The organism is Streptomyces sp. NPDC057963, assembly GCF_042887155.1.
Taxonomy (GTDB): Bacteria; Actinomycetota; Actinomycetes; order Streptomycetales; family Streptomycetaceae; genus Streptomyces.
The window spans coordinates 407,360-432,998 of record NZ_JBHVPX010000005.1 but is presented as its reverse complement, the minus strand read 5'-3'; the positions used below and the strand labels follow the sequence as shown (position 1 = coordinate 432,998).

The 25,639-nt window shown below is 71.2% G+C and carries 20 protein-coding genes; 12 read left to right on the top strand and 8 right to left on the bottom strand.

Going from position 1 to position 25,639, the window contains the following annotated elements:
• Nucleotides 1–202: 202 nt before the first annotated feature.
• Entirely contained in the window at nucleotides 203–445 is a 243-nt protein-coding gene (locus ACFVT1_RS15025; protein ID WP_389795250.1) for a hypothetical protein, read from the bottom strand.
• 480 nt (nucleotides 446–925) lie between these two features.
• Here ACFVT1_RS15025 and ACFVT1_RS15020 point away from each other — a divergent pair, with 480 nt between their 5' ends.
• The 4 genes from ACFVT1_RS15020 to ACFVT1_RS15005 all read left to right on the top strand — a co-directional run bounded on the left by ACFVT1_RS15020 (nucleotide 926) and on the right by ACFVT1_RS15005 (nucleotide 5,335).
• Nucleotides 926–1,714: an SDR family NAD(P)-dependent oxidoreductase gene (locus tag ACFVT1_RS15020; protein WP_389795495.1), complete on the top strand. Its 789-nt coding sequence runs from the start codon at nucleotides 926–928 to the stop codon at nucleotides 1,712–1,714.
• Nucleotides 1,715–1,830: 116 nt separating this feature from the next.
• Complete coding sequence (locus tag ACFVT1_RS15015) at nucleotides 1,831–2,790, top strand: hypothetical protein (protein ID WP_389795248.1); 960 nt, start codon at nucleotides 1,831–1,833, stop codon at nucleotides 2,788–2,790.
• A 64-nt stretch (nucleotides 2,791–2,854) separates the two neighbouring features.
• The gene (locus ACFVT1_RS15010; protein ID WP_389795246.1) at nucleotides 2,855–4,006 is read left to right on the top strand and encodes a glycosyltransferase; all 1,152 of its coding nucleotides are present in this window, start codon (nucleotides 2,855–2,857) and stop codon (nucleotides 4,004–4,006) included.
• A gap of 117 nt (nucleotides 4,007–4,123) precedes the next feature.
• Nucleotides 4,124–5,335 carry an aromatic acid exporter family protein gene (locus ACFVT1_RS15005; protein ID WP_389795244.1) on the top strand — a complete coding sequence of 404 codons (1,212 nt, stop codon included), beginning with the start codon at nucleotides 4,124–4,126 and terminating at the stop codon, nucleotides 5,333–5,335.
• Nucleotides 5,336–5,356: 21 nt separating this feature from the next.
• Here ACFVT1_RS15005 and ACFVT1_RS15000 read toward each other — a convergent pair whose 3' ends face one another.
• The 4 genes from ACFVT1_RS15000 to ACFVT1_RS14985 form a co-directional block, all read right to left on the bottom strand.
• A complete protein-coding gene (locus ACFVT1_RS15000) occupies nucleotides 5,357–6,457 on the bottom strand; it encodes a PP2C family protein-serine/threonine phosphatase (RefSeq protein WP_389795243.1) in 1,101 nt (366 codons plus the stop codon).
• A 219-nt stretch (nucleotides 6,458–6,676) separates the two neighbouring features.
• Nucleotides 6,677–7,468: a class I SAM-dependent methyltransferase gene (locus ACFVT1_RS14995; protein WP_389795241.1), complete on the bottom strand. Its 792-nt coding sequence runs from the start codon at nucleotides 7,466–7,468 to the stop codon at nucleotides 6,677–6,679.
• 93 nt (nucleotides 7,469–7,561) lie between these two features.
• Nucleotides 7,562–7,936, bottom strand: coding sequence for a transposase (locus tag ACFVT1_RS14990; RefSeq protein ID WP_389795239.1), 375 nt, complete (start codon nucleotides 7,934–7,936; stop codon nucleotides 7,562–7,564).
• 9 nt (nucleotides 7,937–7,945) lie between these two features.
• Entirely contained in the window at nucleotides 7,946–8,455 is a 510-nt protein-coding gene (locus ACFVT1_RS14985; RefSeq protein WP_389795237.1) for a transposase family protein, read from the bottom strand.
• Nucleotides 8,456–8,791: 336 nt separating this feature from the next.
• Here ACFVT1_RS14985 and ACFVT1_RS14980 point away from each other — a divergent pair, with 336 nt between their 5' ends.
• On the top strand, nucleotides 8,792–9,796 hold the full coding sequence (locus ACFVT1_RS14980; RefSeq protein ID WP_389795236.1) for an alpha/beta fold hydrolase: 1,005 nt from the start codon (nucleotides 8,792–8,794) through the stop codon (nucleotides 9,794–9,796).
• Nucleotides 9,797–9,870: 74 nt separating this feature from the next.
• Here the strand turns inward: ACFVT1_RS14980 and ACFVT1_RS14975 are convergent, their stop codons facing one another.
• The gene (locus ACFVT1_RS14975) at nucleotides 9,871–11,682 is read right to left on the bottom strand and encodes a hypothetical protein (protein WP_389795234.1); all 1,812 of its coding nucleotides are present in this window, start codon (nucleotides 11,680–11,682) and stop codon (nucleotides 9,871–9,873) included.
• Nucleotides 11,683–11,913: 231 nt separating this feature from the next.
• On the opposite strand from ACFVT1_RS14975, the gene ACFVT1_RS14970 reads away from it, so the two are divergent.
• From ACFVT1_RS14970 to ACFVT1_RS14940, 7 genes are all read left to right on the top strand, one after another.
• Nucleotides 11,914–13,293: an extracellular solute-binding protein gene (locus ACFVT1_RS14970; RefSeq protein ID WP_389795232.1), complete on the top strand. Its 1,380-nt coding sequence runs from the start codon at nucleotides 11,914–11,916 to the stop codon at nucleotides 13,291–13,293.
• Between the two features lie 56 nt (nucleotides 13,294–13,349).
• Nucleotides 13,350–14,381 carry a carbohydrate ABC transporter permease gene (locus tag ACFVT1_RS14965; protein ID WP_389795230.1) on the top strand — a complete coding sequence of 344 codons (1,032 nt, stop codon included), beginning with the start codon at nucleotides 13,350–13,352 and terminating at the stop codon, nucleotides 14,379–14,381.
• Nucleotides 14,381–15,307 (top strand): carbohydrate ABC transporter permease, encoded by a 927-nt coding sequence (locus ACFVT1_RS14960; RefSeq protein ID WP_389795228.1) that lies wholly within the window; start codon nucleotides 14,381–14,383, stop codon nucleotides 15,305–15,307. The genes ACFVT1_RS14965 and ACFVT1_RS14960 overlap by 1 nt, the downstream gene beginning before the upstream one ends.
• A gap of 169 nt (nucleotides 15,308–15,476) precedes the next feature.
• Nucleotides 15,477–18,272: a hypothetical protein gene (locus tag ACFVT1_RS14955; protein WP_389795226.1), complete on the top strand. Its 2,796-nt coding sequence runs from the start codon at nucleotides 15,477–15,479 to the stop codon at nucleotides 18,270–18,272.
• Between the two features lie 114 nt (nucleotides 18,273–18,386).
• On the top strand, nucleotides 18,387–19,361 hold the full coding sequence (locus ACFVT1_RS14950; protein ID WP_389795224.1) for an acetylxylan esterase: 975 nt from the start codon (nucleotides 18,387–18,389) through the stop codon (nucleotides 19,359–19,361).
• 139 nt (nucleotides 19,362–19,500) lie between these two features.
• Complete coding sequence (locus ACFVT1_RS14945; protein ID WP_389795222.1) at nucleotides 19,501–20,184, top strand: hypothetical protein; 684 nt, start codon at nucleotides 19,501–19,503, stop codon at nucleotides 20,182–20,184.
• A complete protein-coding gene (locus tag ACFVT1_RS14940) occupies nucleotides 20,181–20,810 on the top strand; it encodes a hypothetical protein (RefSeq protein WP_389795220.1) in 630 nt (209 codons plus the stop codon). Before ACFVT1_RS14945 ends, ACFVT1_RS14940 begins: the two co-directional genes overlap by 4 nt.
• A 12-nt stretch (nucleotides 20,811–20,822) precedes the next feature.
• Here ACFVT1_RS14940 and ACFVT1_RS14935 read toward each other — a convergent pair whose 3' ends face one another.
• Nucleotides 20,823–22,541: a protein kinase gene (locus ACFVT1_RS14935; protein WP_389795218.1), complete on the bottom strand. Its 1,719-nt coding sequence runs from the start codon at nucleotides 22,539–22,541 to the stop codon at nucleotides 20,823–20,825.
• A gap of 52 nt (nucleotides 22,542–22,593) precedes the next feature.
• On the bottom strand, nucleotides 22,594–25,605 hold the full coding sequence (locus tag ACFVT1_RS14930) for an alpha-mannosidase (protein ID WP_389795216.1): 3,012 nt from the start codon (nucleotides 25,603–25,605) through the stop codon (nucleotides 22,594–22,596).
• Nucleotides 25,606–25,639 lie beyond the last annotated feature (34 nt).

Genomic DNA, 25,639 nt, shown 5'->3' with positions numbered 1-25,639 from the left:
AACATCCAGCATCAGGCCATATGACCACAGACCGGCCACCGCGCCGCGGCCATGGGTGGGGCATGCGCCGTTCGGCTCAAGCCCGGCCGGCCCGGATCCATGAGGCGGCAGCGGCTTTCGCCGGCCTCGTCGGATGGGCGGACGGCACCCCCGCCCCGGTCCCCGAACCGGTGGTGCGGGCGATCGCCTCGGGCCGGGACCTTCAGGGGCTGGCCCCGTCGAAGCCGTAGCGCAGCAGCGGTTCGCCCTTCGACCGGGGGTCGAGCCGGTACACGAACAGCGCGTCGACGCGCATTCCTTCGGGCGGGCCCTCGACGTCGCACGGCCAGGTGACCTGGAGGACCGGCGGTGGGCTGGTGACCCGCATCCGCAGCCCGTGTGCGGGGCCGCCGTCGAGCATCGCGGTCTGCTGGTTCGCCCGGGTGTCGGCGTTGTCGGCATCCATGCTCATACTTTAATGGTTGCGCAACTCGTGAACAGTCGTGAGCTGTGTCACGCCGACGGCCCTCCGCAGTGCGGTGCGGTTCCGGGAGGCGGGAGCGGTTCACGATTCGGCCACCACGACGGAGAGGGTCACCGCCGCGGGGAAGGGGGCCGCCTGCGAGGAGGCCCAGCCCGCCAGGCCGCCCGTCGGCCAGCCGGCTCCGCACCCCCTTCCTCGGTGACGTACTCGGCGTCTACCGTGCGCCGGGTGGTGCGCTCCGGTCCGGAGATCCCGTCGGCGGCGGTTGACGGGACGTGAGGAAACTCCGTGGCGGAGCCCCGCTCGGCCGACCGCGCACGGTGTTCACCCGGACAGTCGGGCCGCGTCACTCCGCTGCTGTCCGGGCCGCGCCGTCACCGCCGGCCCCGGCAACGCTGAGTACGGCGGCTCGTCCTCGTCCGGGGGCCTGCATTCGCCGCCGTTCAACGCTAGGAGACCGTGGTGGATCTGCATCTCGAAGGCAAGGTGGCCGTGGTCACCGGCGCGGGCCGGGGCATCGGCCTCGCCGTGACACAGGCGCTCGCCGACGAGGGCGCGTGTGTGGTCGCGGCCTCCCGCACCCTCACCGAACCCCTGTCCGAGCTGGTGGCGGCCCAGGAGGTCCACTTCGTCAAGGTGGACCTCGCCGGGCCCGACGGCTCCGAGGAACCGGTCGAGGAAGCGGTCGCCCGGTTCGGCGGGCTCGACGTCCTGGTCAACAACGTAGGGGCGGTACGTCCGCGAACGGGCGGCTTCGCGTCCCTCGCCGACGACGACTGGATGTGGGCGCTGACGATCAATTTCCTCTCCGCGGTCCGCACCACCCGCGCCGCGCTGCCGCACCTGATCGAGGGCGGTTCCGGCTCGATCGTGACGGTCAGTTCGGTCACCGCCTTTCTGCCCGACCCCTCGGTCATCGACTACTGCGCGAGCAAGGCCGCCCTGACCAACTTCTGCAGAGCCCTGTCCAAGGAGGTCGGCCCGCACGGGGTACGGGTGAACACCGTCAGCCCCGGGCCCGTGGCCACCGACCTCTGGCTGGGGGAGGGAGGCATCGCGGACACGTTCGCGGCGGGCGGCGCCACCGCACCGGACTCCGTCGCCCAGGAGGCCGCGGACCGGGCGGCCACCGGGAGGTTCAGCCGGCCGGAAGAAGTGGCCGACCTCGTGCTGCTGCTGGCGAGCGGCCGCTCCGGAAACGTCACCGGATCGGACTTCGTCATCGACGGAGGGCTCGTCACGACACTGTGACGAAGCGTCACGGCTGCCGGGGTGCGAGTACCCCAGCGGCGCAGAGAACGACGGGCATCGAAGAGGTGCGGGTCCCGGCCCCGTGACGTGGACCCCGAACGGGAACGGAGCAGCGCATGCGACAACCGCTCGGCCGACGCTCCCTGCTGCTCGGCGCCGGCGCCCTGCTCGTGGGGACCACGGCCTGCTCGGCGGCCTCCCGGACAGCGTCCGGTCCGTCCCCATCAGAATCCCCGGCCCCGTCCCGGCCCTCACCGCTGCCCGCGACCACGGCCTGGCGGCCCGGCCGCGGCGATGTGGACCCCGCCGTGAAGCTGCGCGCCGTACAGGTGGTGGAGGCGATCGGCGCGTGGCCCGCCGGGCAGGGGAGCACGGCCGCGGCGAGGAGGCGGGTGGCCGCTCTCGGGGCGGAACCGTCACTGGTGGACCGGGCGGGCCCGCTGCGGCCCGACGCGGACGAGGCCGCGCTTCAGGTGATCGAGGCGCAGTACGGCGGGATCCTGGCGGACACGGCCGGCGTGATGGTGGTGTGCCGCCAATGGACCCCCGGGCACACGGGCGGCACGACCGTCGACGTGCGACTGAGCCGGGCGCGGCCCCGCTGGGAGGTCACGGCGCTGCACCCGGGCCGCCCCGGCGCCGCCGTCGCACCGTTGCCCGCCGCGGCACGGCAGGTGCTGGCCAGCCCGCGGATCGGCCTGCCGCCCGCGGCGGAGGCCGACGTCCGCAGCGGGCACATCCACCCCACCGTGCTGCGGGCCCTGCTGCGGCTGGCCGGTACGTACCGGATGGACATCACCGTGTTCCGTTCCGGGCATCCGCTGTACGTGTTCGGCACCGACCGGCCCAGCGACCACCCGCCGGGCCGGGCCTTCGACGTATGGCGGATCGACGGGCACCAGGTCGTCGATCCGGCCACCCCGCGCCGGCTGACCGAATCGTTCATGCGCGACGCGGCGGCGGCCGGCTCGTACAACGTCGGCGGACCGATCCAGCTCTCCGGGGGCGCGACGGAGCATCAGTTCTTCACCGACGACACCCACCACGACCATGTGCACGTGGGATTCGCGGGCTGACGTGCCGGAAAACAGGCGGAAAGTGGTCCTGTGGGAACAGGGCGGGCCTCCTTAGGCTCGGGCCATGCGCGTACTTTTCGCCTCGACCAACGGCTCGGGCCACTTCCACCCGCTCGTCCCCCTCATCGACGCGTGCACGGCACGCGGCGACGAGGTCCTCGTCGTCGCACCGCCGAGACTCGAAGCGTCCCTGGCGGCGCGGGAACAGCCGTACCGCATCGGTGGGCAGCCGAAGGACGACGAGGTGATGCCGGTGATGACACGCATCCAGGCACTGCCCCCGGACGACGCGGCCGCCCTGATGGTCGGGGAGGTGTTCGGCCGGCTGGGCGTCGCCGCGATGCTGCCCGCGATGGAGGAGGCGTGCCGCGAGTGGCGGCCCGACCTCGTGCTGCACGAGGCGTTCGAGTTCGCGTCGGTGGTGGCCGCCGAGCGGCAGGGGATCCCGCACGCCCGGGTCGCGGTCTCCGCCGCGCGGTTCACCGGGTCCACCGACGGGCTGCTGCGCCCCGTGCTCGACCCGTACGGCCCCCGCATCGCGGAACGGCTCCGGGAGTCCCCGTACCTGACGCGCCTGCCCGCCTCCTTGGACCCCTCGCCGTACGCCGTGACCCACCGCTATCACGAAACCCCGGAGCCGGGGGTGCTGCCGGACTGGTGGGGCGGATCCGAGGAGCCGCTGGTCTACCTCAGCCTCGGCACCGTGGCGGGTGCATTGCCGACGGCCACCGGCCTGTACCGGGCCGCACTGGAGGCGTTGAGCGGACTGCCGGTACGGGTGCTGCTCACGGCGGGACACGGTACCGATGTGTCGGGCCTCGGGCCGATTCCGCCCAACGTCCGTGTGGAGGCATGGGTGCCGCAGGCCGACGTGCTGCACCACGCCTCGCTCGTGGTCTGCCACGGCGGGTCGGGAACGACCTTCGGAGCCCTGGCGGCGGGCGTCCCGCTGGTCTGCGTCCCCCTCTTCGCCGACCAGCCGACGAACGCCCGGCTGGTGACCGAGTCGGGTGCGGGACTCGCCGTCACCCCGACCGGTGGTCCGGCGGACGATGCGCCGGAGCTCGGCACCGACGACGTCTCCCGGATCCGGTCGGCCGCCGAACTCGTGCTCAAGGAACCCTCGTACCGGGCACGGGCCGAGTGCCTGGCCGACGAGGTGCGGGCCACCGCCATGTGCGGGGAGCTGATCGACGCCCTCGATCCGCGTTCCTGAACCCGGGGCCGCGCGCGCCGCGCCCCCCGGCGCATTCGACGCGCACCGGCACGCCCGTACGGTGGGGTTCGGTTCGCCCAGGCGCTGTGACGGCGTACGGGCGGGCATGGGACAGAGATGCCAGGAGTATCCGTATCCGAGCCCGTGATCAAGCTTGTCCGGCGCACGACCGAACCCGTCGGGGCGCAGACCCTGCGCTCCACGGCGGCCGCCGTCATCGCCTATGCCGTGGCGGTGTGGACCCTGCCGCATCCGGCACCGCTCACGGCACCGCTCACCGCGCTCCTCGTCGTACAGGTCACCCTCTACGCGACCCTCACCACGGGGATTCGCCGGGTGAACTCGGTCGTCGTCGGGGTGCTCATCGCCACCGCGCTCAGCGCGCTGGTCGGCCTCAGCTGGTGGAGCCTCGGACTGACGATCTTCGCCTCGCTGATCATCGGGCGGCTGGTGCGGGTCGACGAGTTCGTACCCGAGGTGGCGATCAGCGCGATGCTCGTCCTGGGCGTCTCCCAGGTCGCCTCCACGGCATGGGACCGCGTGCTGGAGACACTCATCGGCGCGGGCGTGGGACTGCTGTTCAACCTGCTCTTCGCGCCGCCCGTATGGGTACAGTCCGCGGGCGCCTCCATCGACAGTCTGGCCCGTGCGATGGGCCACATGTTCCGCGCGATGGGGGAGGACGTGACGGGGCACATCCCGGTCCGGCGGGCGGCCGACCGGCTCCATGAGGCCCGTCGGCTGGACCACGACATCGTGGAGGTCGATGCCTCGCTCCGGCAGGCCGAGGAGGGACTCACGCTCAATCCACGCGTCCGGCAGGGGCTGCTGTACCGGGTCGTGCTCCGTACCGGCCTGGACACTCTGGAGATCTGCGCCGTGGTGCTGCGGGTGCTGTCACGCACCCTGACCGACCTGGCCAAGGCCCGTACCGAGGAGGCCCTGTTCCCCGGAGACGTGGCCGCTGCCCTGAAAGAACTGTTCGGACAGATGGCCGGCGCCATCGAGAGCTTCTCGGAGTTGATCACCACTCCGGTCGCGGAGAATGCCGAGGGGGCGGAGGACCGGCTGGCCCGCGCACTCGCCGCCGGCCGCGCGACCAGGGACCGGGTGGCGGACCTGCTCCTGACCGGCGTCCAGGAACACCCCCGGCAGTGGCAGCTGCACGGAGCCCTGCTCGCCGAAGTCGACCGGATTCTGGACGAACTCGACATCGACAAGCGCACGGAACGCCTGGGCAGGGAACTCGACCGGCGTTCGACGCAGGTGCACGAACGCCACCCCTGGCTGCGTGCCGTGTCGCGCCGTCTGCGAGGACGCCGGAGCTGAGACGGCGCGGACCGGCGGCCGTCACCCGGCGGTGGTCACACGGGTGTCGCCCCCGGGGGCCGGGAGCCGTTCGACGGCGACCAGTGCCGCGTCGTCGCCCAGGCGGCCGCCGGCGTGGCGGACCAGGTCGGCGCAGAGCGACTTCAGCAGGGAGTCCGGGGCCTGACCGCATCGCGAGGCGGCCCGTTCCGGGAGCGGATAGAAGTCCCCCGACCGGTCCCGGGACTCGATGACACCGTCCGTGTACAGGAGCAGGGTGTCGCCGACGTCGAAGGCGAACGTCTCCGCCGTGTGATCGGACACCAGCAGGTGCGCCAGACCGAGCGGAGGGGCGGGCGCCCGCACCCGGAGCGGGATCGCCTCGCCCGCGCGCAGCAGCAGCGGTGGCGGATGACCGCAGCTGACCAGGCGGAGCTCGGCGGTTCCGTCGGGGATGTCCAGAACGGCGGCGGTGACGAACGACTCCGCGATCTCCTGGGCGTCGGTGCCGTTCCCGTCCTCGCCCTCGTGAAAGGCGCAGTTCTGGTCCGGTGCGACGCTCACCTCCAGATGCGCCACCAGATCCGGCAGTCGCCACTCCTGGCGGGAAAGGGCGTGGAAGGCGCCCAGGACACTGGCCGCCTCACCGATCGCTGCCAGCCCCTTGCCGCGTACGTCACCGATGATCAGGCGGGTTCCGTCGGTGGTGCGGGCGGCCGCGTAGAGGTCGCCCCCGATCTGCGCCTCCGCCTCCGCGGCCAGATAGACCGAGGCGATGCGCAGCGGGCCGCTTCGGACGGGCAGCGGCCGCAGCACCACGCGCTGCGCCGCCTCGGCCACCGAACGCAGTTGCGTCACCGCCTTCTCGTTCCGCTCTCTCAGGTGGGCGAAGAGGGTGACGAAGGCCGAGATGAGGGTGAGCGCGATGATCTGGTAGGTGTGGTTGAGGTCGGTGAGATCGGTGCGCGCGGCGGCCACCAGGGCCTGGGCCAGCACAGCGACCGCGCCGACGAAGGCCGTCATGCGCGGTCCGGTGAACGAGGCCGCCATCGCGGGCGCCGCCACCAGGAAGGGGCCGAGATGGACATCCGGTGGCACGTTGATGTCCACCACCGTGACGAGGGTGATCAGCGCGAACGGCATTACCACGAGTGCGTTCCTGCGCCTTCCGGACTCGCGGAACGATTGCAGGAATCGCCGGGAAGCCATGCTTCCGGGATACCTCACCCGGTCCGCCGCCGCCCCTCGTACGACCGATCACCGGGGCATACGGGCTCAGCGAATTCAGTGGGGGCCGGGCCGGCACAGTGCTCCACTTGGCCATTCGGAGACACGGCCGTCTCGGCCGGCCCCACGGCTGGGTCAGCCCGGCTTGACCGCCAGCGTCGCAAAATAGTTCGACATGTATGGAGCGGATGCGTTGGATTGGTGCGGCGCTTCCGTGAAGCCGGTGAGGACGAACCCCGCGGCGAGTTGCCCGCCGATCTGGTCGGTGAGGGTGTGGCTGTATTCAAGAGCGGCATCCGCGCCGAACTTCGTGGCGCGTTCCTCGGCGGAGTACTGCGTGACATCGCTGTAGGGCAGCTTGTGCACGACGATCAGCTCACCGCGCTCGTCGAGCGCCTCGTGGTCGAACAAGTACGCATCAGGGTTGAGGAAGCCCACGAGCAGAGTTCCGCCCGGTCGCAGGGCGCGGAAGCACTCACGCCACACCGGTGCCAAGTCGGGTACGAATTGGTTGGAGACCGGATGGAATACGACGTCGAATGTTGCGTCGCCGAAGGCGCTGAGGTCGCGCATGTCGCCCAGGACGGTGCGCAGCTCGAGTCCGTCGCGCGCCGCCACCATCTGGTCCTGGCCGAGCTGGCGGGGTGAGTTGTCGAATACGGTGACCCGCGCCCCTGCGGCGGCGAGGATCGGACCCTGCTGGCCACCGCCGGAGGCCAGGCACAACACGTCCTTGCCGGTCAGGTCCGTCGGCAGCCAGGAGCGGTCGACCGGCTCACGCCCGACGAGAACAATCGACCAGTCGCCCATGCGGGCGCGCTCGACATCCTCAGCACTCACCGGCCTCGACCACTCGTTGCCCTCTTGGACATACCTGTCCCAGGCTGCCCGATTGTGGGCAACCGGGTCGACGACAATGTCCTGCACGTTTAACTCCCTGCTACAGCCAGGCGGACACCTGCGGTACTGACAGTTCGGTGCCGCTAGCCAACACGATTGCAGGGTGCGGGCTCAACGAAATTAGCGGGCATCGAGGTGTCCACGGGCGGCGGAGCGGGTGAGCCGGTTGCGCAGTTCCCACTCGCGGTTGCCCTTGCGGCCGCGCCGGCCGCGGTGGGTCACGGTGACCCGGCGGCGGACCTCGGTGAGGGTCTGGTTCGCCGGCTGCACCAGGTGGAAGTGGTCCACGACCAGGGTGGCCTGCGGCAGGACCCGGCGGATCGCCGACTTGAAGATCGTGCACATGTCGATCGCGACGTACTGGACCGCGTCGCGCCAGGCTTGGTCGCGGTCGGCCGGCCAGGCGATGACCGCCTGGGCCGTGCGGCCTTCGACCTGCCCGAGCAGGCCCTGCTTGCCGGACAGGTCGACGAAACCGACGTGCCAACGGTCCACGGCGGTCTGTCAGATCCCGGTGGCCTCGTCGGGGATCCATCTCGGCCGGCTTCGGCGGATCTCGTCGATACCGAGCGCCTGCACCGGCTCGGGCTGGGCCGGCAGCACCGCCCGGGCGTGACTGGTGAACGCCGCCGCAACGACCGGCCAGCAGAGCGCATAGTCGCGGGCCGCCTGGACGACCGTGCGGCCCTGATCGGCCACCGCCGCCCCGGCCGCAGCCCGTAATCGTGTGGTCAGCCGCTTACGTGGCGGTACTGGCGGGACCGACTCGGTGAACGAGCGACGCCGGCACGTCAGCTCGTCGCGGCGCCAGCGGCGCTTGGCCCACACCAGCCGTGGTCGGCGGCCACCGACCGGCAGGTCGCGCGGCCGGGTCACCCGCCGGCCCTTCGACCGCCGCGCCCGGGTGCCGCAGTCTGGGCAGTGGCGTGCCCGCTCATCAGCGGTGACCAGGTGTACCACCGGCCCGTCGGTGTCGTCGGCGACCCCGACCACGGCCAGGCCGTCAAGGCCCAACAACCGCGTCGTATCTTCGCCACGTCCGTAGCTCTTCTGTTGTGATCATCTTGCTTCGACAACAACATGATCTACGAGAGCTGCCGGCATCTATCGGTCAGGGTCCACAGTGGAACCCCGTCCGGCGCTCAAACCCCCACCAATTTCGAAGAGCCGGCATGCGCCTGATCAGGCCCGCCCCTTCCGGCCCGGCCGGCACGCGTCGTCACTCTGTGTCGTGCACTACTCACCCGGACGGTCGGGCGTCTTCACTCCTCTGCTTTGCGTGTCGCGCTGTTCGGGCCGGGCCTGGCGACGCTGAGCCCAGCAACCGGCCCACGACGAAGAGAGAACAGCATGCCCCCCTCCACCTCCCCCGCCCCGCGGAAACGGATACGCGGGCGTCGCGTGCAGGCCCTCGCCGCAGCGCTCACCGCGGCCGCCCTTGCCGCGGCCCCCGTATCCGCCGTAGCCGACGGCGGCGCCGGTCCGGCCGATGCCAGGCCCACGGTGGTGCTCGTACACGGCGCGTTCGCCGATGCCTCGGGCTGGGGCGGCGTGGTGGAACGCCTGCAGCGTGACGGGTACACGGTCATGGCCCCGGCCAATCCCCTGCGCGGGCCGGCCAGTGACTCCGCGTACATGGCCGACGTGCTGAAGAGCATCAGGGGGCCGATCGTGCTGGCCGGGCATTCCTACGGCGGCGCGGTGATCGGCACCGCGGCCGCCGGGAATCCGCAGGTGAAGTCGCTGGTGTACGTGTCCGCGTTCATGCCGGACAAGGGGGAGAGGCTGGCGGATCTGGGGGCGAAGTTCGCGGGCAGCGACCTCAACACGGCGCTGAAGCCGGTGCCGTTCCGGGAAGCCGACGGCACGGAGGGCATCGACCTGTACATCCGGCCCGCCGAGTTCCACGACGTCTTCGCGGCGGACGTGCCGTCGGAGACCACGGACGTGCTGGCGGCCTCCCAACGCCCCATCAGCGGAGCCGCGTTCATGGAAAAGGCGACGGCGGCGGCCTGGAGGGCCATCCCGTCCTGGGCGCTGGTCGCGACCCGGGACAAGGCCATCGCCCCGGATCTCGAACGCTTCGAGGCAAAGCGCGCCCGCGCGCATACGGTCGAGGTCGACTCCTCCCACGCCGCGATGATCTCGCACCCCGACGTCGTCGCCGATTTGATCCGGCAGGCCGCCGGAGACCGGTCACCGGCGAACTCGCGCATGGCCCCGACCGGCACCAACGCCCTGTTCCTGGCCGTTCTCGGCGGACTCGCGGGCGTGACCGTCCTGACCGGCGCGGGCCTCGTGGCGGCGGCCCGCAGGCGCCGCGCCACCGGCGGCGGGACCGGCACGGCCCTCTGACACGATTCCGCGGTGATCGGCCAGGGATCCGTGGATCCGTGGCCGATCACCGGGAGATCCACGGATCCAGTGGGCTACGGAACCAGCCGGGACTCCGACAGGCGGGGCGAGGGCACTGCCGCGCCGTCCAGCGTCGCGCCGTACAGCGCGGCGTGCTCCTCGCGGGAGACCACCGACCGGCCACCGCGCAGCGTCAGCCGGTGCCCCCGCGGGGTCGTCCAGCGCACCTCGGCGCAGTCGCCGGAGGTGTCCACCTCCGGATCCGGCGCCGGCGTCCTGTCCTGCTCCGTACCGGCCGGGACGAGGGAGAGCGAACCCCCCGCGAACGTGTCGCCGAGTGTCGCCCAGTCCAGCTCGACCGGGGTCGCGCTCTCGAAGAGGACGACCTCGATCCGTACCCCGTCGGCGAGCGGAACCAGCCGGACCGTCGGTGTACGGCCGCCGAAGCCGCCCCCGGCCAGCCTGAAGCCCAGCCGCGCCGTACCCAGGTCGAGGTCGACACCGCCGTCGACCGCGGACGTCTTTGCCACGGGCGGGGCCCCGATCGCGTCGACCACCAGGCGCAGCGACCGTGCGCGGAACGTGTCACCCGGTTCGATCATGTCGAGGTGGTGGTGCCGGTCGCCCGCCGGGCAGGCGAAGCCCGCCAGCCAGGCCACGTGCGGGCCGCTCTGCACGGTGGAGAGGACACCCGACGCGAAGTCGAAGTCCTCCGCCCCGTCGTCCTTCACCAGATGGACGTGCAGATGCCCGGCGGATCCGTCGGGGCGCACCCAGTGGCCGAACAGCGGACGCCGTTGCAGCCAGGTGTCCTGGTGGTTGACGCTGCCCAGCGTGGTGACCGCGTCCAGCCAGGTCGTTCCCGTCTCCGGGGACGGGCCCTCGACGAAGAGCTCGCGGTGCTCGCGCTCACCGTCCAGCTCCAGCAGCCGCGGCAGCACCCAGTCGGGCACGCGGTAGTCCACACAGGCATGGACGCCGATCGACATCTCCCCACCGACGGGGCCGATCTCCGGGGTGCCCAGCACCCCCCGTACCGCCTTCACCAGGAACGGCGGCACGCCCAGATCGTTGCTGTAGCAGCGGGCCATGGGGCCGGAGAGCTGGCGGGTCGGCGGGTGCCAGCGGGCCAGGAAGTGCAGCCAGAGCCGGTCGTGCAGCCGGCCGTTGAGTTCCAGCACCTCCTCGTCCCGGACGTGCTCCCTGATCAGGGTCAGCGTCTGGAGCACGACACCCCAGTAGGCCGGGCTGTTGAACTCGGTGAAACTGCCGGTGCCGTCGATCGCCTCGCACAGCCGCACCATGCGGTCCTTGCCGTAGGCGAACAGCGCCTCGTCGTCGAGGAGCCGCCCGGCGGCGAGCGCGACGAAGGTGCCCATCACGGCGACGTTGGTGTACGTCATGGGGACGTTCCGGCGGACGATCGACGCCGCCGCGTGCCGCACCGACTCCCGGAGTTCACGCAGCACCGCGGGCGGCAGGCGGTCGCCGTGCCGGGCGTGCACCAGCAGCAGATGGATGCCGAGGAAGTCCGCCCAGTTCCAGTCGGCCGGTTCCATCTTCGCCGCCGGCTCCTCGGCGTAGTAGCCCCAGATGCCGTAGGTGGGACTGTCCGTGGACCGGTCATGGAGCTCGGCGATCCGCAGGATCACGTCGTGGGCGCGCTCGTCGTCGCCCGCGCCGCCCCGTTCCAGCAGGAGCAGCGCGTACTGCAGGGAGTTGCGGGTGGGGTGCGCGAGACCGCCCTTGATACGGGTGTGGATGGGGTTGTACGGGGCTTCGACCTGCAGCAGGTTCGCCTCGGGGTCCCAATGGCGGTCGCCCCCGGCAAGGGCTGCTCGCAGCAGGGCACGGTCGTACTCGGCGACCGACCAGGCAGGGTGCACGGGATGTCCTCCAGCTCGCGATCGTCGGCCCGACGATCTTCGGCAATGCTTGGGAAACGTTTTCCAGAGGCTAAGCCGACGTCACCGCTCCGGCAAGGGGCATACGGAAAACCTCCGGGTCGGAACTCCGCCCCGCACCCATTGACGTGACGATATCGGGCGGTGCAAGGTGACCCCGGCTGGAAAACGCTTTCCAGCCACGTTCCGGTCTGCCCTTGAATGGAGTCCCCGATGAGACCCTCCCTGCGCATCGCCCTGGCGGGCGTCACCGCGGGTGCGCTCGTCTGCGTGCTTGCCTCGTGTTCCGGTTCCGGCAGTGACACCGCCGGGGACGGCACGGTGACCATCACGGTCTCCGGGCGCCCGCCGGCCACCAACGCCGCCGCGCTCAAGGTCTTCAACGCACGGGTGGCGGAGTTCGAGAAGGCCAATCCCAAGATCAAGATCAAGGCGAACGAGTACCAGTACGACCAGCAGAGCTTCCAGACCAAGGTGGGCGGCGGCAGCCTGGAGACGGTCGTCCGGGTGCCGCTGACCGAGATGTCGAGCCTGATCAAGCGCAAGCAGATCGCAGATCTCACCACGGACTTCAAGGGGCTGAAGCACAGCGAGGACTTCAACCAGGTGGTGCTCGGCGCCGCGAAGGGCCTGGACGGGAAGATCTATGGCATACCCACCGAGGAGTACGCACTCGGACTGGTCTACAACCGGGACCTGTTCGAGAAGGCCGGACTCGACCCCGACAAGCCGCCGACCACCTGGCCCGAGGTCCGTGCCGCGGCCAAGGCCATCTCCGAGAAGACCGATGCCACCGGCTACGCCCAGATGACCAAGGAGAACGCCGGCGGCTGGATGCTCACCGCCATGGCCTACTCCTTCGGCGACAGCATGCAGGAGGAGTCCGGCGGCAAGTGGGCCAATACCTTCGACCGGTCCGGCAGCGGCGCAGAGAAGTCCCTCAAGGCGCTCAAGGAGATGCGCTGGACGGATCAGTCGATGGGCAAGAACCAGCTGCGCAACCTCACCGACATGGAGAAGGACTTCTCCGCCGGAAAGATCGGCATGACGATCGCCGGGCCCAGCATCATCGGCCACTACATCGCGCAGTACAAGGGCGACCCGGAGACCATCGGGCTCTCCGCCATGCCCACGGACGGCAGCAAGCGCACCCTGGCCGGCGGCGCCATCGCCGTGATCAGCCCCAGGGCCACCCCGCAACAGCGCGAGGCAGCAGCCAAGTTCATCGACTTCTACTACCTCGCCCCCAAGTACGACGTCGCCCTCGGCGAGCAGGACGCGGCATCCAAGAAGAAGGACGGCGCCGTCATCGGTGCGCCGGCCGTTCCGTTCTACAAGCCGGCCGTCAACGACCCGGTCCAGGCCGCGGTCGACAAGCTGGCCAATGTGCCGATCGCGCACTTCGCCCCGTACACCAAGGCGCTCGACGAGTACGAGCTGGCCATCGAGCCGCCCATCGAGGCGCAGAACGTCTACAAGGCCCTCGACAGCGCGGTGCAGGCCGTACTGACGCGCCAGGACGCCGACCCGGCCGAGCAGCTGAAGAAGGCCGCCTCGCAGATCAAGTCCCAGGTGGAGCGCGCGCAGAACTAGAGCGTGTCCGGCACATCAGGCATGAGTACAGCACGAGGAGAGGCGAGGAGACGTCAATGAGCAGGTCACACGCGCCTGCGGCGCCCGCCGGGAACCGCACCCAGAAGAACCGGACGCAGAAACTGCGTTCCGCCGACCCCTCCGCGGCCCCGCCGCGGACACCGGACGGGCCGCCGCGCACCGCCTCCCCGCGTCGCGGCGGCCCCGTGGAACGCATCGTCCGCTGGGTCGGGCAAGGAGGCGTCACCACCCTCCTGTTCGGCCTGCCGATGGTGCTGTGCTTCGCCTACTTCTCTTGGTGGCCGATCGTCCAGAGCGTGCAGCTCAGCTTCCAGCAGACCAATCTGGTCGGGCCCGCCACCTGGGTGGGCCTGGACAACTTCCAGCACGTGCTGGACGACCCGCTGCTGTGGACGGCCGTCAAGAACACCGCGCTCTTCGCGCTGCTCGCGCTGGTGATTGGCTTCCCGGTGCCGCTCTTCCTCGCGGTGCTCATCGCCGAACTGCGGCGCGGCGGCACGCTGTTCCGTATCCTCGCCTACCTGCCGGTGGCGATTCCCCCGGTCGTCTCCGTCCTGCTCTGGAAGGTGTTCTACGACCCGGACGCCGGCCTGTTCAACCAGCTGCTGGCCCAGGTGGGCCTCGGCCCGTACCCCTGGTTGCAGTCCACCGACACCGCCATGCTGTCGATCGTCCTGGAAGCCACCTGGGCGGGCTTCGGCTCCACGGTGATCATCTATCTGGCGGCGCTCGGCTCCGTACCGACCGAACTGTACGAGGCGGCCGAGATCGACGCGGCGGGCATCTGGCGCCGGGTCTGGCACATCACCCTGCCGTCCCTGCGCGGGGTCATCCTGATCATGCTGCTGCTCCAGATCATCGGCACCCTGCAGATCTTCACCGAACCCTTCGTGATGACGGACGGCGGCCCGGAGGACTCCACTCTCACCGTCCTGATGCTGATCTACAACTACGCCTTCCAGAACGGCGACTTCGGAGCCGCGACCGCGCTCAGTGTGATGCTGGCCCTCGTGCTCGGCGTGCTCTCGGCGATCTATCTGCGGGCGACGAGGAGCTGGAGCAACTGATGGCCGTACAGACCCCCCTTCGCACCCGACGCAAAAACCGCTCCGAGGAGAGCGGACGCGGACTCATATCCGACGCCGACCGGCGGCGGACCTCCGTACGCCTCTCGCTCCGCTCCGTGCAGACCCTCTCGCTCCTGCTGCTGCTCGCCTTCGGCGCAGCCCCCCTCTACTGGACGTTCAAGGGCGCCGTCTCGCCGACCCAGGAGCTGCTGCGCGACCCGCTGGCGCTCTGGCCCGACCACGCGCAATGGGGCAACCTCTCCCGCGCCTGGAACGAACTCCAGGTCGGCCAGTACCTCTGGAACACCGTGGTCCTGGTCACCGGATCGGTCGTCGCCCACCTCGTCGTCGCCACCACCGGCGGTTACGTCCTGTCCGTGCTGCGCCCCAAGTGGGCGGTGCCCGTGCGCTGGATGGTGCTCGCCACCCTCTTCATCCCGGGCTCCATCTCCCTGGTCGCGCTCTACCTCACCGTGCTCGACCTGCCGGGCCTCGGCATCTCGCTCGCCAACAGCCCGTGGGGCGTCTGGCTGCCGCACGCCGCCAGCGCCTTCACCGTGCTGATCGTGATGAAGTTCTTCGACGGCATTCCGCGCGAACTCTTCGAGGCCGCCAAGGTGGACGGCGCGGGCCCGTTCATCATCTTCCGCCGGATCGTGCTGCCCATGTCGCGGCCGATCCTCGCGGTGGTGACCCTGCTGACGGTCATGAACTCCTGGAAGGACTTCCTCTGGCCCCTGATCGTCATCCCGGACACCGAGAAGCAGCCCATCTCCGCCGCGCTGCCGCGCCTTGCGGAAACGGCGGAACAGTCGCTGCTCATCGCCGGGATGCTGCTCGCCATCCTGCCCCCGGTCGTGCTGTTCCTGATCTTCCAGCGGCAGATCGTACGCGGCGGGGGAGGCTTCACCGGCCTCAAGGGATGAGTTCCACCCGGGCACACGCGCGGACCCGGTCCGCGCGGCCGACGGCGCCAGCGGTGCGCGCCGACGGCACACGGACCGGTGTGCTCCGCCGGGGTACAGCCGACGGAGCACACCACCACCCGGGAACCACCGATACGCACCGCGCCGATCCGATCGAGAGGATGCCTCGATGGAAAAGAACGGCATGATCCGGCCAGGTCCACTGGTTCCGGCCAGAGTAGCGGGCCGCTCCAGACGGCCCGCAGCATGGGGCAGCGCCGCCGCCCTGCTCGGCTGCCTGCTGGTGGTGGCGCCGCTGCCCGGTACGGCTCCGGCCGCCCACGCGGCCGGCACCCTCACCGTCACCTCGCCCGACCTGATCTTCGTCAAGGGACAGGCGAAGATCACCCTGGCCTCCGACGAGGCCTCGGTGGCCTGGAAGGCCGTCGACGACCAGGGCCTGACCGTCGCGTCGGGCACCGCACCGGTCTCGGGCGGCACGGCCACCGTCGACGTCACGCAGCTCGGCAGCGGCTACTACACGCTCACGGCGACCGCGGGTGCCACCACCCGCACCGCCAATTTCGGCGTGCTGACCGCACTGGCCGGCCACGAGCAGAACGACCCCCGCTTCGGCACCGGCATCCACTACGGGTGGAACGGCGGCGACGACCAGAAGCTGCTGCGTTCGGTCAAGTTGATGGGCATGCACGGGATACGCTCCGACATCAACTGGAGCGCCATCGAGAAGACTGCCGGCGAGTACACCTGGAGCGGATACTCCACCGACCAGCACATCCCGTACGCCAAGTCGCAGGGGCTGACCGCCCTGCCCATCTCCGCCTACCGCAACCCCCTGTACGACAACAACCGGACACCGGCGTCCGACGCGGCGCTGGAGGCCTACGGGAAGTACACCGCCGCCATCGTGGAGAAGTACCAGCAGTCCACGAAGGAGGTCGAGATCTACAACGAGTACAACTCGACCGGCTTCAACAACGGCACCTGCGGCATCACCGCCGACTGCTACCTCAAGCTGCTCAAGGCGAGCTTCGGCAAGGTGCACGCCAAGGTGCCGGACGCCACCGTCGTGGGCGGCGCCCTGGCCGGTCTCCAGACCGACTGGCTCAAGCGGCTGTACGCGATCGGCGGGCTGGACTGCATGGACGCGCTCAGCGTCCATGAATACGGCTACCCGAGGCCGCCCGAGGAAGCCCTGGCGAAGCTGCCGCAGGTGCGTGCCGATCTGGACGCGGCGGGCGGCAAGAACTTCCCGCTGTGGATCACGGAGAACGGGTACCCCACCCACAGCGACGGCGTCACCCCGGCCCTGCAGGCCGAGTACCTGCCGCGTGCCCAGATCTTCTCGTTCGCCTCGGGGGCCAACCGCTACTACTGGTACGACCTCACCAACGACGGCACCGACGTCACCAACAAGGAACACAACTTCGGCGGGTTCAAGCGCCCCACCGCCGACGTCCAGGCCTGGCAGCCCAAGCCGTCCGTGGTCACCGAGGGCGTCCTGATCCGCCAGATCGCGGGCCGCGCCTACACCGGCCGTGACGACGCCGGTTCCGACGCCGTCCGCTCGTACCGCTTCGGCACCGGCGCCGACACCGTCCGGGCGCTGTACACGACCGCGACGGCACCCGGAACCGTGGAGCTCTCGGCCACCGGCCCGCTCACCGTCACCGACCAGCTGGGCCACGCGAAGACCTACACCCCGTCCGGCGGCAAGGTGCAGCTCGGGGTCGACGGCAAGGTGCTGTACGTCAAGGGCACGGTGACCGGCGTCAAGTCCGTCGCCGCCCCCGCCTACTCCCTCGAACTCCCCCGGCGCACCAACACGGAGGAGCCCGTCACGGCGGTGCTCAAGGTCGACCGTACGAAGGGGCACCTCCCGGTACCGTGGCCCCTGCAGTTCCGCGTGGCGGGGAAGACCTATGGCCTGACGGCCAAGCCCGGCCAGGTCACCCGCAAGACCGTCGAGCTGCCCACATCCGCCCTGACGGGGCCGCGCTCGATCAGCGGCACGGTCGGATTCGGACCGCTCACCCTCGGCCGGATCACCACCGACACCGAGGTGGTGGCCCCGACCGAGGTCACCTTCGACCCGGTGGTGAAGAAGGCGGCGCCGTTCGCCGCCGGGCTCAAGGTCACCGTCACCAACAACCGCGCCCGCTCCGCGCTCGACCTCACCAAGCTGGAGTGGCAGGTGAACGAGGGCACCGCCTATGTGGACCGGGGCACCGTCGACGGACCGATCAAGGTCGGCACCGGGTCCAGCACCTCGTACACCGTGGACGCGCGCAACATCAAGCCCTGGAACCGCTACTGGACGGCCGCCTACATCAGCACCCCCGACGGCACCAGGACCCCCGTGGGCGCCTGGAACGGCTGGGGCGCCGTGCAGCCCGCCGGTACGGACACCACCACGCCCATCGACATCGCCGCTCAGGGCAACGTGTACTTCGCGGGCGGCTACCAGGGCGCGGCCGACCTCTCCGGCACCATCCGGCCCCAGTACACCGACGCCGGGCTCGTACTGAAGGGCGAGATCACCGACAACGTCCTGGCCCAGCCCGCCACCACCGCCGAGAACATGTGGCAGGGCGACAGCATCCAGTTCGCCGTCACCCCCCAGCTGCCCGGCCGCAGCCGGCAGTACGTCGAGGCCGGCGCCTCGCTGGTGGGCGGCAAGCCGCAGGTCTACACCTGGCGGCCGCCGTCCGGCCAGACCGCCGGGCCGACCCCGGGTGCCACTGCCCGGATCACCCGGGACGGCACCACCACCAGCTACACGGTGACGGTGCCGTGGGCCTCGCTCGGCCTCAGCGGCAAACCGACCGCGTCCATCGGACTCGGCATCGCCGTCAACGACATCGACAACGACGGCCGGGCGCGCGGCTGGTCCGAGTGGGGTTCGGGCATCACCAACAACTCCAAGAGCGCCACTGGCCTGCGGGCCGTCCAACTGACCGACTGACCCACCCATGAACCGGCGGGGCCGGGTGCACCTGACAGCACCCGGTCCCGCCGCTCCATGCCACACCACAACACGCCACACCGTTGCGCGTACCACCGCGAGGAGGCCCGCACCATGGCCCTGTTCGACCTGCCGCTCCACGAACTCCGCGACTACCGGCCGCAGATCGACGAGCCGGAGGACTTCGACGCCTTCTGGTCGAAGACCCTGGCCGAGACCCGCGCCCACGACCCCGCGGTCTCCTTCGAACCCGTCGAGACCGGACTGACCGGGATGCGCACCTGGGACACCACCTTCGCCGGCTTCGGCGGCCACCCCGTGAAGGGCTGGTTCAGCGCCCCCGCGCACGCCGAGGGCCCGCTGCCGCTCGTCGTCCAGTTCCACGGCTACAACGGCGGCCGCAGCCTCCCGCACTGCTGGGGCATGTGGCCGCTGGCCGGCTTCGCCCACTTCATCATGGACGTACGGGGCCAGGGCAGCGGCGGCAACGTCGGCGACACCCCCGACCCGGTCGGCTCGGGCCCCTCCCTCGCCGGCTTCATGACCCGCGGCATCGAGGACCCGGAAACGTACTACTACCGCCGGGTCTACGCCGACGCCGTACGCGCCGTGGAAGCGGCCCGCTCCCACCCGCTCGCCGACCCCGCCCGCACCGTCGCGCTCGGCGGCAGCCAGGGCGGCGGCCTCACCCTCGCGGTCGGCGGACTCGTCCCCGACCTGGCGGCCATCGCCGCCGACGTGCCCTTCCTCTGCCACTTCGGACGGGCCGTCACCCTCACCGACGCCGACCCGTACTCGGAGATCGCCCGCTACCTCAAGATGCACCGCGGCAAGGAGGAGGCCGTCCTGCGCACCCTGTCCTACTTCGACGGGGTCTCGTTCGCCGCGCGCGGCAGTGCCCCCGCGCTCTTCTCCGTCGCGCTGATGGACCAGGTCTGCCCGCCGTCCACGGTCTTCGCCGCCCACAACGCGTACCGCGGCGAGAAGGAGATCGAGGTCTACCGGTTCAACGGGCACGAAGGCGGCGCCATGTTCCAGGAGGCCGCTCAGCTCCGCTGGGTTCCGAGGGCGCTGGAGAGCGCCGTCTGAGCGGTGCCGGGGTCCGGCCGGGTGGTGTGGATCACGGACAGAGTGTGGACACCATGTATATGGTCCACCGGGGCACGTCGTACCCCGTGACGTGCGAGGACGAGGGCGGACAGTGCGGCAGAGAGCCTATGCGCAGGCGATGCGTGCCATCGCCTGCGCGCTGATGGTGTGGCAGGTCTGGACGCTGTGGTACATCTCCAGCTACGAGGCGTCAGGCGTGCGATGGGCCTGCGACCTGGCCGGGGGCTGCGCCAGCGACCAGCTCGCGTCCATGTCCCCGATGCTCGGAATCGTCTGTGCCGTCGCCCTCGGTCTGCTCTCCGCCCGCTACCTGCACCGCGCGACACCGGGCGCGATGGCCGCACTCTCCGCCGTCGCGGCCGCCGCCGGCTGGTACGACGCGGTGGCGGACGGCAAGGTCGGGTACAGCACCGTCACCAGCTTCCACATCTTCCTGCCGCTCGGCCAGTTCTCCGTCTCCCAATGGCTCACCTTCCTGTGGTCCGTGGCGGGCGTGGGCTGCCTCGTCGCCTGGTGGGGCGCGGCAGTGAGCCTGCGGCGCACCGCGGGACTGCGCAGGCTGTCCCGCCGCTCCAGCACGGCCGACGCCGTGCTGGAGGGCTGGCGGCCGGTGGGCCGCAAGTACGGCGAGGTCACCGTGGTGTTCGAGGACGAGGCCGGGGTACGCCATGAGGTCCCGGCCGTCGTGGAACGCGTCGCCCTGCGACGAGACGTCCTCGCCGTGTACGACGCCGACCGCCCCGGCGACCCCGCCCTCACCCGGGTCGCGGTTCCCCACCGAAAGCTGCTGCGCCTCTCATGAACCGATCGATACCGACCCTGCGCAGGTTCTTCTCCTCGCTCCGGCTGGTGGCCGCCCTCCTTGCCGGACTCTCCTTCGCCGCGCTGGCCCAGGGCGCCATGGACGGCCCCCGCTGGCTGCTGCTGACCGGCGTCCCCGCGACGGCCCTGGTCCTGACGATTCTCGGTGGTGCGGCCGAGCCGTTGCGGACGAACATCGCGATGTCGGGGCTGCGCTCCGGCGGGCCGCGGGCCTTCGCGCCCGCCGTGGTCGACGGGGTGAGGACCGTCGACAAGAAGACCGGCCGGCCGGTCCTCGACGGGCGGTCGGTGGAGTCGGTGTTCGCCTTCGACCTGACCGTGATGCCCGACGGGCTCCCCGCGTACCGGGTCCAGGTCCTTCACCCCCTCGACCTGCAGGGTCTGCTGCACCGGTCCAGGGCCGTCGTCGAGTACGACCCCGAGCAGCCCTGGCGGGTCGCCATCCCCGCCAACCCGCCGCGCGAATGGCTGGCCCGCGCGAACAGCGCCTCCCCGCCGGCCGAGGTCAAGAAGCGCGCCGGCGGGTTCCCGGCCGGATTCCGGACGCTGGTGACGGGCGCGGTCCTCGCGGCCGTGCTGCTGGTGCTGGTGCGGCTGCTCGGCTGACCCGCGCCCGGTTCAGCCGTTGCGCGGATACTTCTTGAGCACCTTGCCGTTGATGTCGGTCCGCAGATAGGCGCCGCCGTACTCGTCCGAGACATAGACGCTGAGGGTCGGCTGGTAGTCGTCGAACGGGGACGCCGGATCGATGTCCACGTAGTGGCTGGTGGGTTCGGTGACGCCGAGCTCCTTGTCCGCCCGGCGGATCAGGCCCGGGAGGGCGTCCCAGTCGAACTTCTCCAGGTCCACGGACCTGGCGCCCGACATGAGGGTGCCGCCCGCCCGGTCGCGGGTGGCCTTCCCGTCCTCGTACGCGTAGACGTCGTACAGGCTCTTGTTCTTCGCGACCGGGGCCTCGATACTTGCGCGCTCCTCGTGCAGCGTGAACGAGGTGACCCGGGTGCCGCCCATCACCGGCTTGAGCGCGGCGATGACGGACCGTGCCCCGGCGGGCGTCAGGAGATTCTTGGGCGGTGCCTCCGCCTTCCGCGTGCTCTCCTTCTGCCCGGCGGCCGCCGGGCCGTCGGCGGAACGGCCCGCCGCCGGCGGTTTGCCGCCGGACGCGCCGGTGTCCGGGGCGGGCAGCAGCGACCACACCAGGACCCCGGTCAGGGCGGTCCCCGCGAGAGCGGTGGTGATCGCGACGGCACGGCCCCGCCGGACCCGGCGGCGGATCTCCTGGGCCCCCAGCGTCGCGGGCGCGGCGACGGGCCGACGACCGGTCCCGGGCGCGGCGGCCGGTCGCCGGACGGGGGCGGTGGGCAGGACGGTGGTCGGGCCGACCGGGCCGTGGCCGGGCGGCACCGCGTCCTGCCGGGTGGGCGGTTCCTGGCCGCGCGGCACGGCGTCCTGCGGGGCCGCCGGGCTCTGCCGGGGTGTTCCGGCCGGCCCGCTCCCCGGTTCGCCCACCGACGCCAGCATCCGGTCCAGTTCCTCGGGACCGGGCCTCGCCGAGGTGTCCCGGGTCAGCAACGCGTTCAGTACGGGAGCCAGCGGACCGGCCCGCCGGGGCGGCGGGATCTCCCCGTCGAGCACGGCCGCCAGCGTCGCCAGCGTGGTGGCCCGGCGCAGCGGGTGCACGCCCTCCACGGCGACGTACAGCATCATGCCGAGCGACCACAGGTCCGACGACGGGTCGCCCTCCGCGCCGCGGATCCGCTCGGGGGCCATGTAGTCGGGGGAGCCGATGAGGGAACCGGTCGCCGTCAGACTGGTGGACTCACGGATCGCCGCGATGCCGAAGTCGGTGAGTACGGGGCTGCCGTCGGCCCGCAGCAGTACGTTGGCCGGCTTCACATCGCGGTGGAGGATTCCGGCGGCATGGGCGGCGCGCAGCGCGGACAGCACCCCGCGGCCCAGTTCGGCGGCCTCGACGGGGGTGAGCGTTCCCCCGGCGAGGCGTTCCGCGAGCGAGGCGCCGGGCACCAGCTCCATCACGATCCACGGGTACGCGTGGTCGCCGCCGTCGACGATGTGGTGGACCGTGACGACGCCCGGGTGGTCGAGCCGGGCCAGCGCGCGGGCCTCGCGCAGCACCCGCTCACGCAGCTGCCTGGCCGACGCCGGATCGTTCTCGGCGAGCGCCGGGTCCGGGGGCCGTACCTCCTTGAGCGCCACATCGCGGTGCAGCGCCAGGTCGTGGGCCCGCCACACCATGCCCATACCGCCGCTGCCGAGCCTGCTCACCAGCTCGAAGCGGTCGTCGATCACACGGCGCACGGGCCCCCCAGCGTTCATGGAAAGAGGGTACGGGGCGGGTCCGCAGCAGTGCGCACCCGCCCCGCACGCCTCACACGTCGTCGTTCGGCGTGAGCCGCAGCGTCACGATCTGGAACGGCCGCAGCCGCAGCCGCACCGCGTCGCCCGCCACCTCGGCGGGCTCGTCGGCGAGCGGGCGCTCCAACAGGTCCGTGACGCTCGCCCCGGCCAGCCCGAAACCTGCCGTCAGGCGGGCCGAGGCCCGTCCGCCGTGGGCCTCGTGGAGCCGGACCACCACATCCCCGCTGCCGTCGTCGGCGAGCTTCACCGCGGTCACGACCACCGCGTCGTCGTCCACCGCGACCAGCGGGGCCACCGCGGCACTGCCCGGCACCCTGCGCTCGGGGAGGCTGAACTGCCAGCCCTCACGCACCGCGTCACCGATCGTCGCCCCCGGCAGCAGCGCGTACCGCAGCCGGTGCACACCCTGGTCGGTCGCCGGGTCGGGGTAGCGGGGCGCCCGCAGCAGCGACAGCCGCACGGTGGTCGTGGTGGAACCGTCCTCGCGGACCGTACGGGTCACATCGTGCCCGTACGTCGAATCGTTGATCAGTGCCGCGCCCCAGCCCGGCTCGCCGACGTGCAGGAAGCGGTGGGCGCAGATCTCGAACTTCGCGGCCTCCCAGGTGGTGTTGGTGTGCGTCGGCCGCTGGACGTGCCCGAACTGGGTCTCCGCCGTGGAGTGATCGGCGCGCACATCGATCGGGAACGCCGCCTTGAGGAACTTCTCCTGCTCGTGCCAGTCGACCTCGGTGTCGATGTCCAGGCGCCGGGCCCCGGGCCGCAGCGTCAGGAGCTGGGTGACGCGGGACGAACCGAAGCTACGCACCACTTCGACGCCGTCACCGCTGCGGCGCACCACGTCCGCCTCGGTCAGGTCGGTCACCGTGTTGCGGTAGAACGCATCGACGTCCCAGGCGTCCCAGCGGTTCGGCAGATCCGGATGGACCTGGAGCAGATTCGCTGCGCAGCCCGGGGCGACCGTCTCACGTCCGGCCACCAGATCGACGACCGAGACCACCAGACCCCGCGCGTCCACGGTCACCCGGAGCACTCCGTTGTCCAGCCGGAAGCCACCGTCGTACGCCTCCGCCTCCACCGGCCGCTCCCGCTCCTCCAGCGCGAGCGCCGCGCCCCCCGCCACCACGCCGGCGCGCCCGTGCGGGGCGGAGTTGAAGACGACCGTGCCACCGCTGCCCGGCGCACCGGCCAGGGCCCGCTGCGCGGCGTCGACCACCGCTTCGAGCTCCCCGGCGATCCGGGCGTACGTCTCCTCCGCCTCACGGTGCACCCACGCGATGGACGAGCCGGGCAGGATGTCGTGGAACTGGTGCAGCAGCACGCTCTTCCAGATCCGGTCCAGCTCCTTGTACGGATACGGGAATCCGGTCCGCACCGCCGCGGTGGCCGCCCACAGCTCCGCCTCCCGCAGCAGATGCTCGCTGCGCCGGTTGCCCTGCTTGGTCCGCGCCTGGGAGGTGTACGTACCGCGGTGCAGCTCCAGATACAGCTCACCCAGCCACACCGGCGGCCGGTCGTACTCGGCCTCGGCGGCGGCGAAGAAGTCCGCGGGCCTCTCGACCGTCACCCGGGGGGATCCCTCCAGATCCGCGAGCCGCCCGGCGCGCGCGAGCATCTCGCGGGTGGGGCCACCGCCCCCGTCCCCCCAGCCGAACGGGACGAGCGAGCGCGTCGCGTGCCCCTTGTCCCGGAAGTTCCTCTCGGCGTGCGCGAGTTCCTCGCCTGACAGCTCCGCCACATAGGTGTCCACCGGCGGGAAGTGCGTGAAGACCCGGGTGCCGTCCAGCCCCTCCCACAGGAAGGAGTGGTGCGGGAACGGATTGGTCGTGTTCCACGAGATCTTCTGGGTGAGGAACCAGCGCGAGCCGGAGAGCGCCACCAACTGCGGCAGGGCCGCCGAGTAGCCGAACGAGTCGGGCAGCCACACCTCCTCGGTCTCGACCCCGAACTCCTCCAGGAAGAACCGCTTGCCGTACACGAACTGCCTGGCCAGCGCCTCGGAGCCCGGCATGTTGGTGTCCGACTCCACCCACATCCCGCCCACCGGCACGAACTGCCCGGCGGCCACCTTCTCCTTGACCCGGGCGTACAGCGCCGGCTGATGCTCCCGCAGCCAGTCCAGCTGCTGCGCCTGCGACATCGCGAAGACGAACTCCGGATGGTCGTCCATCAGCGCGACGACATTGGAGGTGGTGCGGGTGACCTTGCGCACCGTCTCGCGCAGCGGCCACAGCCACGCCGAGTCGATGTGCGCATGACCCACCGCCGACAGACGGTGGGCGGAGGCGTGCGCGGGGGAGGAGAGCACGGGGCGGAGCCGCTCCCGGGCGGCGGTCGCGCTCGCGCCCACGGCGTCCAGGTCCAGCGAGTCCAGACAGCCTTCCACCGCGCGCAGGATCTCCCAGCGGCGCGCGGAGCCGAGCGGCAGCTGCCGCATCAGCTGGTCGAGCACCTCCAGGTCCTGGACCAGTTCCCAGACCTGCCGGTCGAAGACCGCGACATCCATCCGCTCGACGCGGTACAGCGGTTCGCTGCCCGCGGTCTCCCGGTCGCCGAGCGCACTGACGCCTTCCAGGATCTCCGGATTGGCGGCCGCCTCCAGGTAGTAGGTGAACTCCTCGCCGCCCGCGACCGGTTCGCCGACGCGCAGCCAGGTGTTGCGCGGGTTGAGCGCCTTGACCACGCTGCCGTCCGGCCGGTGGGCCAGCGCCTCCGCGGAGAACCCGGGCCGGTCCCGGGCGAAACCGAGGTCGATGACCGCTTCGACGGTCTCACCGGCCCAGTCGGCCGGGACGCGGCCGGTCACCCGGAACCAGCTGGTGCCCCAGGCCGGTCCCCAGTCGTCGCCGAGCGCGCCGGGCTTGTAGGGGCCGGCCACCGCCTCGGCGAACGGCACCGGTTCGCCGGGGGCGTGCCAGACCTCGAACTCCAGGGGTGCCGTACGGGGATGGACGGCGGGGCGGATGCGCTCGCGCAGGGCGCGGTCGAGCCGTTCCTCGGTGAGTGTGCGGTCGTCATGCATGGGTGAAAGGGCCCCTCTGGATGAATGTGTGCGA